Annotated in this window: 11 protein-coding genes; 5 read left to right on the top strand and 6 right to left on the bottom strand. The window is 59.3% G+C overall.

Annotated features, from left to right (window positions below):
- Window positions 1-6: 6 nt before the first annotated feature.
- Entirely contained in the window at window positions 7-747 is a 741-nt protein-coding gene (locus tag BSU04_RS40945; RefSeq protein ID WP_089165895.1) for a helix-turn-helix domain-containing protein, read from the bottom strand.
- A gap of 135 nt (window positions 748-882) precedes the next feature.
- Entirely contained in the window at window positions 883-1359 is a 477-nt protein-coding gene (locus BSU04_RS40940; protein WP_089165894.1) for a universal stress protein, read from the bottom strand.
- A gap of 325 nt (window positions 1360-1684) precedes the next feature.
- On the opposite strand from BSU04_RS40940, the gene BSU04_RS40935 reads away from it, so the two are divergent.
- The 3 genes from BSU04_RS40935 (at window position 1685) to BSU04_RS40925 (ending at window position 3929) form a co-directional block, all read left to right on the top strand.
- On the top strand, window positions 1685-3193 hold the full coding sequence (locus tag BSU04_RS40935; RefSeq protein ID WP_089165893.1) for an MFS transporter: 1509 nt from the start codon (window positions 1685-1687) through the stop codon (window positions 3191-3193).
- A 119-nt stretch (window positions 3194-3312) separates the two neighbouring features.
- Window positions 3313-3567 (top strand): AbrB/MazE/SpoVT family DNA-binding domain-containing protein, encoded by a 255-nt coding sequence (locus BSU04_RS40930; protein ID WP_089165892.1) that lies wholly within the window; start codon window positions 3313-3315, stop codon window positions 3565-3567.
- A complete protein-coding gene (locus BSU04_RS40925; RefSeq protein ID WP_089165891.1) occupies window positions 3567-3929 on the top strand; it encodes a type II toxin-antitoxin system PemK/MazF family toxin in 363 nt (120 codons plus the stop codon). The genes BSU04_RS40930 and BSU04_RS40925 overlap by 1 nt, the downstream gene beginning before the upstream one ends.
- Window positions 3930-4086: 157 nt before the next feature.
- On the opposite strand, the gene BSU04_RS40920 is transcribed toward BSU04_RS40925, so the two are convergent.
- The 3 genes from BSU04_RS40920 to BSU04_RS40910 all read right to left on the bottom strand — a co-directional run bounded on the left by BSU04_RS40920 (window position 4087) and on the right by BSU04_RS40910 (window position 7832).
- On the bottom strand, window positions 4087-5658 hold the full coding sequence (locus tag BSU04_RS40920; protein ID WP_089165890.1) for a DHA2 family efflux MFS transporter permease subunit: 1572 nt from the start codon (window positions 5656-5658) through the stop codon (window positions 4087-4089).
- 175 nt (window positions 5659-5833) lie between these two features.
- The gene (locus BSU04_RS40915) at window positions 5834-6616 is read right to left on the bottom strand and encodes an ABC transporter substrate-binding protein (RefSeq protein WP_089165889.1); all 783 of its coding nucleotides are present in this window, start codon (window positions 6614-6616) and stop codon (window positions 5834-5836) included.
- 61 nt (window positions 6617-6677) lie between these two features.
- The gene (locus BSU04_RS40910; RefSeq protein ID WP_089165888.1) at window positions 6678-7832 is read right to left on the bottom strand and encodes a methionine aminotransferase; all 1155 of its coding nucleotides are present in this window, start codon (window positions 7830-7832) and stop codon (window positions 6678-6680) included.
- 125 nt (window positions 7833-7957) lie between these two features.
- On the opposite strand from BSU04_RS40910, the gene BSU04_RS40905 reads away from it, so the two are divergent.
- Complete coding sequence (locus BSU04_RS40905) at window positions 7958-8887, top strand: LysR substrate-binding domain-containing protein (protein ID WP_089165887.1); 930 nt, start codon at window positions 7958-7960, stop codon at window positions 8885-8887.
- A gap of 62 nt (window positions 8888-8949) precedes the next feature.
- Here the strand turns inward: BSU04_RS40905 and BSU04_RS40900 are convergent, their stop codons facing one another.
- Window positions 8950-10110, bottom strand: coding sequence for a branched-chain amino acid ABC transporter substrate-binding protein (locus BSU04_RS40900; protein WP_089165886.1), 1161 nt, complete (start codon window positions 10108-10110; stop codon window positions 8950-8952).
- A gap of 762 nt (window positions 10111-10872) precedes the next feature.
- Here BSU04_RS40900 and BSU04_RS40890 point away from each other — a divergent pair.
- Entirely contained in the window at window positions 10873-12423 is a 1551-nt protein-coding gene (locus tag BSU04_RS40890; RefSeq protein ID WP_089165884.1) for a carbohydrate porin, read from the top strand.
- Window positions 12424-12457: the final 34 nt, after the last annotated feature.

Here is a 12457-nt window from a genome sequence, read left to right as displayed (position 1 = left end):
ATAGCGCTAGATCGCGCGCAGGCCGTCGAAATCGAGGATGTGGATGAGCTTGCCGTTTGCGTCAATCAGGCCCTTTTCCTGAAAACGCGACAGTGTCCGGCTGACCGTTTCCAACGTGATGCCGAGAAAACTGCCCATGTCGTCGCGCGTGAGGCGCAGGTTGAACTCGTTGCCCGCATAACCGCGGCGCGTCAGCCGGGCGGAGAAATCCAGCAGCAGGGCAGCGACCCGCTCGTCGGCGCGCAGCGTGCCGAGGATCAGGGTCTGCGCCGCCTTCCGGACAACTTCGCCACTCAGCAACTGCAGCAGCCGGCGCTGCAGGGCGCTCGTTTCGCGGCAGGCGCGCTCAAAGTGCACATAAGGGATCAGGCAGACCGAGCTGTCTTCAAGCGCGATGGCGTGGCATGCGTGCCGGCCATGAGCGAATCCTTCGAGACCAAGCGCATCGCCACCGAGATGAAGACCCATGACCTGTTCGCGGCCATTGCCGTTCGGTGTCGACACAACCGTTTTGATCGAGCCGGAGCGGATGGCGTAGAGCGTGTCGAAGGTGTCGCCGACGCGAAACAGGGTTTCGCCCCGCTTGATCGTGCGGGCGTTGACGATGACCTTCTGAAGGCTGTTGACGTCGTCAGACGATAGGCCTTGCGGCAGGCAGTAATGCTTCAAGGCGCAGGACGAGCAATCAGCGGCGTGGCGCGACGGGGCGCTGGACAGAGGAACTGGGGTTTCGCAGACGGTGTGCATGGCTCGCTCGCTTTTAGTTCGTTTTGATCTGGAACAAGGAAATTGTCCCATCGATGCGACCCGCCTCCGGGTGGCAAAACGTCGCGTAAGAACGCTGCCGCCCGCTTGCCCACCCCGCACGCCCATCTCGGTGCTTTATCCGTTTGATTCGGGCACTGAGCCGGTCCCGGAGGCTGCGGGAATCAGCAGTACCGGCAGCGTAGCCTGGCGCAGGCACCTTTCCGCGACACTGCCGAGTAACAGCCGCTGGAAGCCCTTGCGTCCGTGCGTGCCCATCACGAGCAGGTCCGCGTTGAACGCGGCAGCGGCGGCGAGCACCATCTCTGCGACATCATCCACCGACGAACCTTCGGCAATCACCACGGCGCCTTGTACGCCGCGCTGTTTCATCTCGGCATTCACTTCGGCGGCGAGTTTGGCGCCCTCGTCGGCGAGCTCGTCGCGCAGGACCGACGGATCGTAGCCCGGCACGTCGTAATAGACCGGTGCGTTTTCGACGACGTAATAGGGCTGCAGTACCGCGCCGTGCGTGGCGGCGAGTTCGAGCCCGGATTCGAATGCGCGGCGCGAGGTGCGGCTGCCATCAATAGCCACGACGATTCGTTTGAACATACGGTTCTCCTTCAGCGGTGAAGTACAAACTTACATTTTTTGATCGATGAAAACAGTCGCGCCTGGTCGCCTGGCTTACAAATATACGACAGTAATAATCTGATTAATGTTCCCCTATGTCGACAACCCGTCGATCCTGACCAACCGGACGAAATAATGACGTCATACAATCCGGGGGCGTGATGTTTGTATTGATTCCCTCTATTTTTACTCTCCTAGTCCCCAGCCCGTGTCTCAATCCGCTCCTCAATCCGCTCCTCAGTCCGCCTCCCCGCCGCTTCCCGAATCCGCCTCTCCCCTGCCTTTTCGCAACGCTCTGCTCGCGATGCTCGGCATCGGTCTCGTCAACATGCTGGTTGCGCTTGACCAGACCGTAGTCAGCACCGCGCTGCCGTCGATTGTCGCGGAATTGCATGGTTTCGAGTATTACGCCTGGATCGCGAGCGCGTATTTGCTGGCGTCGGTGGTAACGGTGCCGGTATTCGGCCGGCTTGGCGATTATTTCGGGCGAAAGCGGTTCGTGATTGCCGCGGTGATCACGTTCACGGCAGCCTCGGTGCTGTGCGGCGTGGCCAACGACATGCTGTTCCTGGTGATCGCGCGCGGTTTGCAGGGCGTGGGTGGGGGGATGATGGTCGGCACGGCGTTCGCGTCGATTCCCGATCTCTTTCCCGATCCGCGCTTGCGGGTGCGCTGGCAGGTGGTGATGGCGGCGTCCTATGGGATCGGCACGGCGGCGGGCCCGTCGTTGGGCGGCTGGATGAGTGAGCATTGGGGATGGCGGTCGACTTTCCTGATCAACCTGCCTGTGGGGATTGCCGCGTTTTATTTCATCTGGGCGCATTTGCCGAATTTCCATCGGCCGCGCGAGGGTGCGGTGAAGATCGACTGGCTCGGCGCGGTGCTGGTTGCCCTCGTGCTGGGCGGCTTGCAGGCATTCATTGAAGCCGTGCCGAAGAGCGGCTTGACCACCGGGAACGTGGTGTTGGCTGCGTGCGTGGCGGGCGGCGCGGTGGCGTTGCTGATATGCGAGCGTCGCGCGACGCATCCGATCATTCCGCTCGACCTCTTCAAGGACCCGCAGCTGGTTACGTTGTTCACGTTGTCGATGCTGTCGGGTTTCGTGATGTTTTCGCTGATCTTTTTTGCGCCGCTTTTGCTGCAGGGAGGTTTTGGTTTATCGCCGCAAGAGGCTGGATTACTGGCTACGCCAATTGCGATGTTTATTGCCATCGGCAGTTTTATTAACACGCGCATTGTGATTCATTTACGCAAGCCCACCTTCATCTTGTCGATTGGATTTACGTTGCTGCTGTTTGCGTGTATTGCGCTGGCGTTTGCCGATGCCTCCACGCAGCATATCTGGATCGAGATTCCCATGGCGGGGATTGGTATTGGCCTGGGGTTCGTGCTGAATAACCTGAACGTGTTCGGGCAGGAGATTGCCGGGCGTGAGCGCTTCGGCATTACCACGGCGTTGCTGCAATCGACGCGAATGGTCGGCGGGATGCTCGGGACGAGCGTGGTCGCGACCATCGTGCAGCATCATTATCGGGACGTGATTACGCGTACGCTGCGAGTGCTCGGCGAGCCGGCGAGTACGGCGTGGCTGCCAAGATTTGCCGATCCGCGGATCCTGATCGATTCCGCGTTGCGGGGGAAGTTGCTGGCTGATCTGGTACCGGCCGGGCTGGATGGGCCGGCGCTGATCGAAAGCGCACGCGAGGTGCTCGTGCAATCGATTCATATTGGCGTGGCGCTGACCGCAGTGGCGGCGTTATCGGCGGTGCTGATGGTGCGGAGGGTTTCGCACATTACCTTTCACAAGGGGTAGCGGTTGGTTTTGCCCCTTCGGACACCGTTAGCAGGATGTCTGCAACTGCCGTATAGACGCGTTGAAACCTACCTGTAAAACGTATTGACTTGTCTCAACGTTCACAGGAGGTTGGCATCATGGCCAAAACAGCGACGCTCACGATCCAACAGTGGGGAAATAGCCTGGCTGTTCGTATCCCCGCCGCAATCGCACGCTCTGCGCATTTCGAGGTCGGACAGGAGGTTGAGGTGACGACTGACGAGATCGGCGTGACGGTGAAGCCGGTGGGTCCTCGCAAGCTCACGCTCGCGGAGAAACTGGCGAAGTTCGATCCTGCAACTCACGGCGGTGAGGCGATGGCCACGGGCCGCATTGGTGTGGAGGAGTTTTGATGGCAGCTGCTTTGTGGGCGCCGGATCGACGCGACATTATCTGGATTGACTGCAACCCTCAGGTCGGTCGCGACATGAAGGATATGCAGCCTATGCTGGTTTTGTCACCGAAGCCATTCAACGAGCGAACCGGGATCGTTATTGGTCTTCCGATGACGACAGCCGCGTTCAACGACACGAATCCGTTTGCAATCAAGTTCCAGGGGCCGAGAAACGTCACGAGCTACGTGCTTGGACACCAGCCCAAGTCTTTTGATTGGCGAGCACGGGGAGCGAAGGCTCATCCGTGGAAGTGTGCACCCGATGAGGTGTTTGCCGCAGCGTGCGAGCAGTTGAACCAGATTATCGCGATTTGCGACTAGAAAAAAATGAAGCATGGTGACATGGCTCAAGCTGCGGTTGACACGTCGCAAAGAGCGTTGAACCGATCTTTGCTTATTTTTTCGAACGCGGATCGCGCGGGGGGACCGCCAAAGGCCCCCCAACCCCTTAATGCCAGAAAACCCGTGCAAACAAGACTCAATGCGCGCCCGCGGCCGCTCCGCCCCCACCGCCTTTCGCGCGCTTCGTTATCCAGATAAGCGGAATAATCAGAATGAAAATAATGGCGGAAGCAAAAAACACATCGTTCAGCCCCATCATGGCGGCTTGTGTGTTCACAGTGAAATCGAACATACCCCTGGCTTGAGCTTCGCTGATATTGAGTGTCCCCTGCGACATCTGCAGTGACTGCAAGAACACCGGATTATTGATATTAGCCTGCTCGGTCAGCCGCTCGTGATGCAAGGCAATCCGGTTCGTCCACTCATTACCCGCAAGCGATGTCCCCACCGCCCCGCAAAACACCCGAGCAAAGTTCGATAAGCCCGCGGCGGCGGGAATTTTTGACGGCGGCAGCCCCGACAGGATAATCGACGTCAATGGCACGAAAAACAGCGCCATCGGAATGCCCTGCAAAAGCGTGGGCAACACCAAATGCCAGGTATCGACCTCAATCACATACTTCGAGCGCATATAAAACACGATGGCGAAGCCGATAAACGCCATGGTCGCGACAACACGCGCGTCGGTCCGGGGTAAAAATCGCCCCATGACCGGCGCGAGAATCACCGCAAAGATCCCCAATGGCGCGGTCACCAGACCGGCATCGACGGAGCGGTAATTCAGATACTCCTGCAGCCATTGCGGCAACAGAACAAGGTTGCCGAAGAACACGCCGTAAGCCACGGAAATGGCCACCGTTCCGCCGAAGAAATTCCTCCCGGCAAATAGCCGTAGATCAACGACGGGATTGGCATCGGTTAACTCCCATACCACAAAAAGCGCAAAGGCAATCACCGCGATGACGCCCAGCCAAACGATCACCGGCGACGAAAACCAGTCAAGGTCGCGTCCCTTGTCAAGCATCACCTGCAGCGACGCAACCCAGGCAATCAGCAAAATGAGCCCGACTGTATCGATAGGCGCTTTACGCGTCGCCGATTCACGTTTGCGGTAGATGAACCAGGTGACGCTGGCGGCGAATAAGCCGACGGGAATGTTGATATAGAAGATCCACGACCAACTATAGCTGTCGGTAATCCAGCCGCCTAAAGCCGGCCCGGCAATTGGCCCGACAACGGCGGTCATTGCCCATAGAGAAAGCGCCATCGACGCTTTCTCCTTAGGATACGAACCCAGCAATATCGCCTGCGACAGCGGAATCAACGGCCCCGCAACGGCGCCTTGCAAAACGCGTGCGGCAAGCAGGATCGGCAGCGTGGGTGCAAGCCCGCAAAGCCACGAAGAGATCACGAATAACAAGATTGCGCCAACAAACAGCTTGATCTGCCCAACACGCTGAGTCAGCCAGCCGGTCAGCGGAATCGACACGGCATTGGCCGCCGCGAATACCGTCACGACCCACGTGCCTTCATCGACGGAAACACCGAGATTGCCGGAAATGGTCGGGATGGCGACGTTCGCGATCGAAGAGTCGAGCACGTTCATGAACGTGGCGAGCGCCACGGCAATGGTCGCGAGAACCAGTTGGCCGCCTTTCAACGGCGGCGGCGGGGAGGGCGCAGGCGGTGCGGCAGGCGCAGTGCTCATGGGATATCCGGATAAAGCGGCCGCTCGATGCAACACAGCAGCCGATTGTGCCAACGACGAAGGCCGCAGTGTGCCAGCGTTCAATAAACCTCGCTGGTCTCGCTGCAGCTTTCATCCAGCTATCAAGCTTTAAGCGGCTCTTTGATGAACCGGATATCCCTGTTTCAGGCCACCTTTATTTAGCTGACACGTCGATGTCGCCGAGATACTTCTTCGCGAACTTGGCAATTGTTCCATCCGCCTTGAGCTTCGCGATGGCTGTGTTCAGACGCTGCTTCAACGCATCGTCGCTCTTGCGAATGCCAAATGCAATGCCGCTGCCCAGGATTTTGTCGTCGCTGACCGGGCCGCCGGCAAAGCTGTATCCCGCGCCGTCCGGTTTCGATAGAAAGCCCGTTTGTCCGGCAGCCGAAAGTACCAGCGTGCCGTCGAGACGGCCGGCCTTCAGATCCGTATAAGCCTGGTTCTGATCCTGGTAAGGCACCACGTTCACGCCCGCGTTGGCCCAATGTGCCTTGGCGAAATTTTCCTGGATCGAACCCTGCAACACGCCGATGTTCTTGCCCTTCAGCGATGCCGTTGTCGGCTCAAGCCCGCTGCCCGTCTTCGCGATCAGTTGCGTGGGCATCCGATACACGACCGTCGTGAAGTCGATGGCCTGGCGGCGCTGATCGGTCGCGTTCATCGCGGAATTGATCGCGTCGAATTTACGGCCTTGCAGGGCCGGGATCAAACCGTCGAACGAGGTCTCAACCCACACGCATTTCATCTTCGCCGTGGCGCACACCGCGTTGCCTACATCGATATCCAGCCCCTGCAATTCACCGGTTGCCGCCTTCGATTCGAACGGCGGATATTGCGCTTCCACCCCATAGCGCAAGGTATCGGACTCGGCGGCGCTGCACAACGACGAGGCCAGCAACAGGGCGGCCGACAGAACGCGAGCGGTGTTTTTCATTGGAGCGTCTCTTTATTGATGTTGATAGAAGTTGAATATTCAAGTCAGCATTAAATCAGCATCAAACCGCGCACAAGCGACGTGCGCCTTCGCGCAGCGTGTCGTCGTCCTTGGCGAAGCTGAGGCGGATGATGCGGTTGTCCGTGCCGTCGGTGTAGAACGCCGACAAGGGAATGGTCGCGACGCGGGTTTCGCGAATCAGGCGCAGCACGAAGTCGCTGTCCGATTCATCGGAGAACGCGCCGAAGCGCGCCAGCATGAAGAAGCTGCCGGCGCTTGGGCAAAGTTCGAAGCGTGAACCGGCGAGCGCTTCGGCGAGCAGATCACGTTTCTTCTGATAGAACTCGCCGAGCCCGAGATAGCTCGATGCGTCGCCGAGTGCTTGCGCGAATGCAATTTGCATGGGGGTATCGGCGGCGAAGGTCATGAACTGATGAACTTTGCGGATTTCGTTGGTCAGCTCGGCCGGGGCAAGCGTGAAACCGACGCGCCACCCCGTCACGTGATACGACTTGCCGAACGACGACACGATCACGCTGCGCTCGGCCAGCGCCGGATAACGCGCCATGCTGTGATGCAGGGCGCCGTCGAACACGACGTGTTCATACACTTCATCCGACAACACGATGATCTTCGAATCGCGCGTCAACGCCGTGAGGCGGTTGATGTCTTCAACCGTGAATGCGCTGCCGGACGGATTGTGCGGCGAGTTGATGATGATCATCCGCGTGCGCGGCGTGATGGCCGCTGCCACCTCATCCCAGTCGATATGAAAGTCCACCGGCGAGAGCTTGATCGGGATGGGCGTCGCGCCCTGCAATTGCACGATGGGGCCGTAGCTATCGAACGAAGGTTCGAAGTAGATCACTTCGTCGCCGGGATGGACGAGCGCGCTGATCGACGCGTACAACCCTTCGCTGGCGCTTGCCACCACGGTGATTTCGCTGCCCGGGTCGTAGGTGGCCCCGTAGAGCTGCTGCGTTTTCAGCGCGAGGGCTTCGCGCAGCACAAGCACGCCTGACATGGGCGCGTATTGGTTATGCCCGGCGCGCATGGCTCGCGCCGCGTTGTCCACGAGTTTCGGATCGCACGCGAAATTCGGTGCGCCTTGCGAGAGATTCAGCGCCTGATGTTCCTCGGCGAGTTGGCCGATCACGGTAAAGATGGTCGTGCCGACATTCGGCAGCTTCGACGCGGGGGTCCAGGCACTTTTCACGGCGGTTGTCTCCGGAAGACTGAATTCAAGTATCGATTGTCATTCGACCGCAGCAATAATGCGCGGACAATCGAAAGTTTGTCATACTAGCCATGAACCCAGCTCATGGCTTACGAGATCCGACAATGAAACCACTGCCGTCCTTGGATGTGCTTAAAACCTTCGCGGTCGTGGCGCAGCGACTGAACTTTACCCGTGCCGCCGATGTTCTCAACATCACGCAAGGCGCTGTCAGCCGGCAGATTTCGGGGCTGGAGGCGCATCTGGGTTATGCGCTGTTCGTGCGCCAGCCTAGGGGTCTTGCGCTGACGCCGAACGGCGCGATGCTGCTTGCGCCTTTGCAGCAGGCACTGGCGCAGATTACCGAGGCGCTGGAGCGTAGCGGGGCGCAGTCGGGCACGTTGCGGGTTAAATGTCCCACGTGCGCGATGCGCTGGATTTTGCCGCGTGTGATCCGCTTGCAGAATGAGCGGCCGGAGCTGGTGATCGAGGTGACGGCGGCGGTGTCGCACGGGGTGGAATTCAATGCCGAGCAGTTCGATGCCGCCATTGTGTTCGGGCAGCCGACGTCAAAGGGCGTGAGTCTGAAGGGCGTGAGTTCGCATCATCTGTTCGATGAAGTGCTGACGCCGGTGTGTGCGCCGGGCTTGTGGAAGACGGGGCAGGTCGGCGCAGCGACCCCGGATGATCTTGCTGACCAGACGTTGTTGCATCCCACGCGTGATCGGCGGGACTGGCTCAGGTGGCTGGAAGCGTATGGGTACAAGGGATTGCCGTCTGCGAAAGCGCAGCACTTCGACACGCTTGATCTCGCCATTTCGTCTGCAATGCAGGGGTTGGGCGTGACGATTGGGGATTTATCGCTGATCGAGGAGGACTTGCGGGCGCAGAGGATCATCACGCCGTTTTCGCTTTGCGTGCCGAGCGGGGCTTCGTATTATCTGATCTATCCGGAGCGGCCGGCGGCTTCACCGGTCTTGCAGGAATTTGCCGAATGGCTCAAGGGAGAGGCCGCGGTGACGCGGGCGAATCTTCTGGCTTACATGAGCGCGTGATTTTTCGTTGGCACTTTCGGGCGAGGGTTCTCCAACCATCCCCGCCCCGCGTCCGTTAAATCCTACGTCCCGCTCTTCGTCACGATTGGCACCCAGGCACCGCCCTTGACCTGATACATCGTCGACGAGGCATTCTTCAACGCGCCGTTATTGTCGAAGGCAATCGTGCCCGTAATGCCCGGGAACGAAATGGTCTTCAGCACCGGACGGTATACCTTCGGATCGATGGAATTACTCTTCTGCATGGCATTGATCGCGGCCCACGCAGCGTCGTAACCGAACGGCGCATACGAGAGGATCGCCACGCCGAAATGCTTCTGGAATTTCTCGGCGAACGCCTTGCCCTGCGGCAGCTTCTCCAGTGGACTGCCGTATTCCCATGCCATCGCGCCATCAGCCGCATCGCCGGCAAGTTTCAGGAAGTCCGTGTCCATTACGCCGCCGCCGCCCACGAACTGCGCAGTGATGCCAAGCTGCTTCATCCGCTTCGCCACCGCCGCCGCTTGCCGGTCCAGGCCGCCAAAGAAGATCAGGTCGGTGCCTATACCCTTCAGCGCGGTGAGCTGCGCGCTGAAATCGACGGTCTGGTTATCACTGTACTGGCGCGCGACGATCGTGCCGCCCGCCGCCTTCACCGCTTTCTCGAACTCATCGGCTTCACCCTGGCCGAAAGCCGTCCGGTCGTCGATGATCGAGATCTTCTTCGCTTTCGTCACCGTTACCGCATAAGTCCCGGCGGTACCGGCATTCTGGGCATCGCTTGAAATGACGGTGAAGACGTTGTCGAACCCTCGCTGCGTGATGGTCGGATTGGTCGCCGCCGGATCGATCACCGGAATGCCGGCGGTCTGGTAGACCTGTGACGCAGGAATGGTCGTGCCCGAATTGAAGTGGCCGACGACAACGGCCACGCCGCCATCCACCAGTTTTTGCGCCGCCTGCACCCCGATCCGCGGGTCGGCCTGATCGTCTTCGGCCTGAATGACAAAGTTGGCCGTCTTGCCGCCAATCTGGATCTTCTTCGCGTTCGCTTCGTCCAGCGCCAGTTGCACGCCGTTCTGCAGGTCCTTCCCATAACCGGCGTTTGCGCCCGTGAGCGGGGCGGCAAAGCCGACCTTGACGTCGAACGTGTCGGCAGCGGCGGACAGCGGCAACGCGCCCAGGCTGGCGGCAGCGCACGCAAGAATCCAGGCAAGCGGTTTGAGATGTGTTCGAAGATGCACTTTTATTCTCCTTCGGGGTTGGACAGGTCCGGCGAGCAGGGCGGTCAGGTTTCGCTTTCGCGTTTTGGTTTTATCTACACGTTTTCAACTCCGTTTCCCGACAAACAACTGCATCACGACGAGCACGCTCCAAGCAAGACGGGACTTGCCCGTGCGCGCCGCCATTATGGTGTGGACGAAAAAACCGGTTGAGCTTGTTGAAAGAACTCGCTGAAGACCAGCAGCAGATGCAATTTAGGAAGCCAAATTAGCGGCGTCTTGGCAGTTCGTCGCATTGGCAATGCGGATTTCGGCATAGCGGGTTTAAGCGGATTGCCGAAGCTCAGTAAGCTGACACTACCGCCGTTGTTGACGCGATCCGGCAATACCCTGATGCGACCGTGCACCTACCCGGTTCGACCCTGAAGATTGCGGCATAAACGGGGAACGGAATTGAACGACGAGGGCGCGAGATCTCGATGTTTGTTCATATATATCAAATGCATTACTAAATAATTGCAAATAGGCAAGTTATAAAGCTGTAAGGAATTGCTTCTGTAAGGGACTCTTCAACTACATGTAATTATAATGAGAATCGTTCTCATTTATATTGACGTTCAAACTTGGCGTCGGTACGATTCGCTTCGCCGGTGCTTTCTGGATGGTGGCCCGGCGGACGTTTCAGCGCTGATGTGCCGGGTTTATCGCGCATGTCGTTGCAACGTCTCTAGAACAATCAACACGACGCGTAGCCCAAGCGTCGCAACAAGACAGAGGATTTCGATGCAACCCGTCCAGCTCGCTCCGCGCGAATCGCGCGTTGAATCGCGACACGATTCACGCCCCGACGCGACCCTGCGCGCTGCCATCAAGCGCCGTAGTGCGCCTTTTCGCCGGGCGGTGCTCGGTACCAGCCTGGCGTTGTTCGCGCTGGCGTCATCGGCAACATTCTCGGCGGCATTTGCCGCAGAGCCGGCCAACCCGGACGCAACCCCTTCTGATGTCCCCGAAGCAGACCTGAACATCCAGGCGCAACCGGCGGGTCAATGGACCGGTGTCTGGGGGCGCTCGACCCTGCTCGGCGACATGGGCGGCATCCGTTCATTCCTCGGCCAGTACGGGGTGACACTGCAAGCGACGGAAGTATCGGAATATCTCGACAACGCGCGCGGCGGCCTGAAAACCGGCGGCACGTATGATGGGCTGACCACCGTCACCCTCGGCCTCGATACGCAAAAGGCCTTCGGCCTGCCGGGCGGCACGTTCAACGCGAGCGCGCTGCAGATTCACGGCCGTAACCTGAGCGAGTTCAATCTCGGTACGCTGAATACCGCGAGCGGGATTGAAGCGCAGGACACCACGCGCCTGTGGGAACTCTGGTATCAGCAGTCGTTCCTGAACAAACGCGTGGACGTCAAGGTCGGTCAGCAAAGTATTGACCAGGAGTTCATGGTCAGCACCTATGCCGCCACGTTCGTGAACACCATGTTCGGCTGGCCAGGCCTGCCTTCTTATGACATGCCGTCGGGCGGTCCGGCGTATCCGCTGTCCGCACTCGGCGTGCGCGTGCGCGGCCAGATCACGCCTTCATTGACGGCGCTGGCGGGCGTGTTCGATGGCGATCCGCTTGGCAACAACCCGAACAATATCAGCGGTACGAACTTCAACCTGCATAACGGCGCGCTGTATATCGGTGAATTGCAGTATTCGATCAATCAGCCGTCCGACGGCGAGATGGTCGGCGTGCCGCAATCCGGCTTGCCCGGTACATACAAGATCGGCATCTGGTATAACAACGAACGCTTCGCTGACCAAAACAATGACAACACCGGCCTGTCGCTCGCCGATCCGGCTAGCAGCGGTACGCCGCAAAACCATAACGGCAACTACAGCTTTTATGCCGTCGCGGATCAGATGATCTGGCGGCCGAACCCCGACGAACCGCGTAGCATTGGTGTGTTCATGCGCGTGATGGGCGCGCCGGGCGACCGCAACCTGGTGAGCTTGAGCGCCAACGCGGGTATTGTGATGAAAGCTCCGTTCGCCGGCCGTGACAACGACAGCGTCGGCATTGGCCTCGCCTATATCAAGGTCGGCAACCACGTGCATGACCTTGATGTAGCGGCTGCAGCCGCAAGCGGCGGCCCGTACGGTATCCGCACGCAGGAAACGGCGGTCGAGGCGACCTATCAGTATCAGGTCAACCCGTGGTGGGTCATGCAGGGCGATCTGCAATACACCTTCAACGCGGGCGCCGGCCAGAATCCGAACGATCCCACGCAGCCGTTGCGCAACACGCTCGTTGTTGGCGTGCGCACCACCATCACCTTCTGATCGGCGTGATCCTGAAGCACGCACCCGAGGCTTT

Origin of the sequence: Caballeronia sordidicola (assembly GCF_002220365.1) — a bacterium.
Classification (GTDB): domain Bacteria; phylum Pseudomonadota; class Gammaproteobacteria; order Burkholderiales; family Burkholderiaceae; genus Caballeronia; species Caballeronia sordidicola_C.
Note: the sequence above shows the minus strand (reverse complement) of the source record. Positions and strands in the feature narration are given on the sequence as shown.

What these genes read in the sequence shown, in the direction of transcription:
- BSU04_RS40945 (WP_089165895.1), bottom strand. Translation starts at nt 747, where the DNA reads ATGCACACCGTCTGCGAAACCCCAGTTCCTCTGTCCAGCGCCCCGTCG.
- BSU04_RS40940 (WP_089165894.1), bottom strand. Translation starts at nt 1,359, where the DNA reads ATGTTCAAACGAATCGTCGTGGCTATTGATGGCAGCCGCACCTCGCGC.
- BSU04_RS40935 (WP_089165893.1), top strand. Translation starts at nt 1,685, where the DNA reads ATGCTCGGCATCGGTCTCGTCAACATGCTGGTTGCGCTTGACCAGACC.
- BSU04_RS40930 (WP_089165892.1), top strand. Translation starts at nt 3,313, where the DNA reads ATGGCCAAAACAGCGACGCTCACGATCCAACAGTGGGGAAATAGCCTG.
- BSU04_RS40925 (WP_089165891.1), top strand. Translation starts at nt 3,567, where the DNA reads ATGGCAGCTGCTTTGTGGGCGCCGGATCGACGCGACATTATCTGGATT.
- BSU04_RS40920 (WP_089165890.1), bottom strand. Translation starts at nt 5,658, where the DNA reads ATGAGCACTGCGCCTGCCGCACCGCCTGCGCCCTCCCCGCCGCCGCCG.
- BSU04_RS40915 (WP_089165889.1), bottom strand. Translation starts at nt 6,616, where the DNA reads ATGAAAAACACCGCTCGCGTTCTGTCGGCCGCCCTGTTGCTGGCCTCG.
- BSU04_RS40905 (WP_089165887.1), top strand. Translation starts at nt 7,958, where the DNA reads ATGAAACCACTGCCGTCCTTGGATGTGCTTAAAACCTTCGCGGTCGTG.
- BSU04_RS40890 (WP_089165884.1), top strand. Translation starts at nt 10,873, where the DNA reads ATGCAACCCGTCCAGCTCGCTCCGCGCGAATCGCGCGTTGAATCGCGA.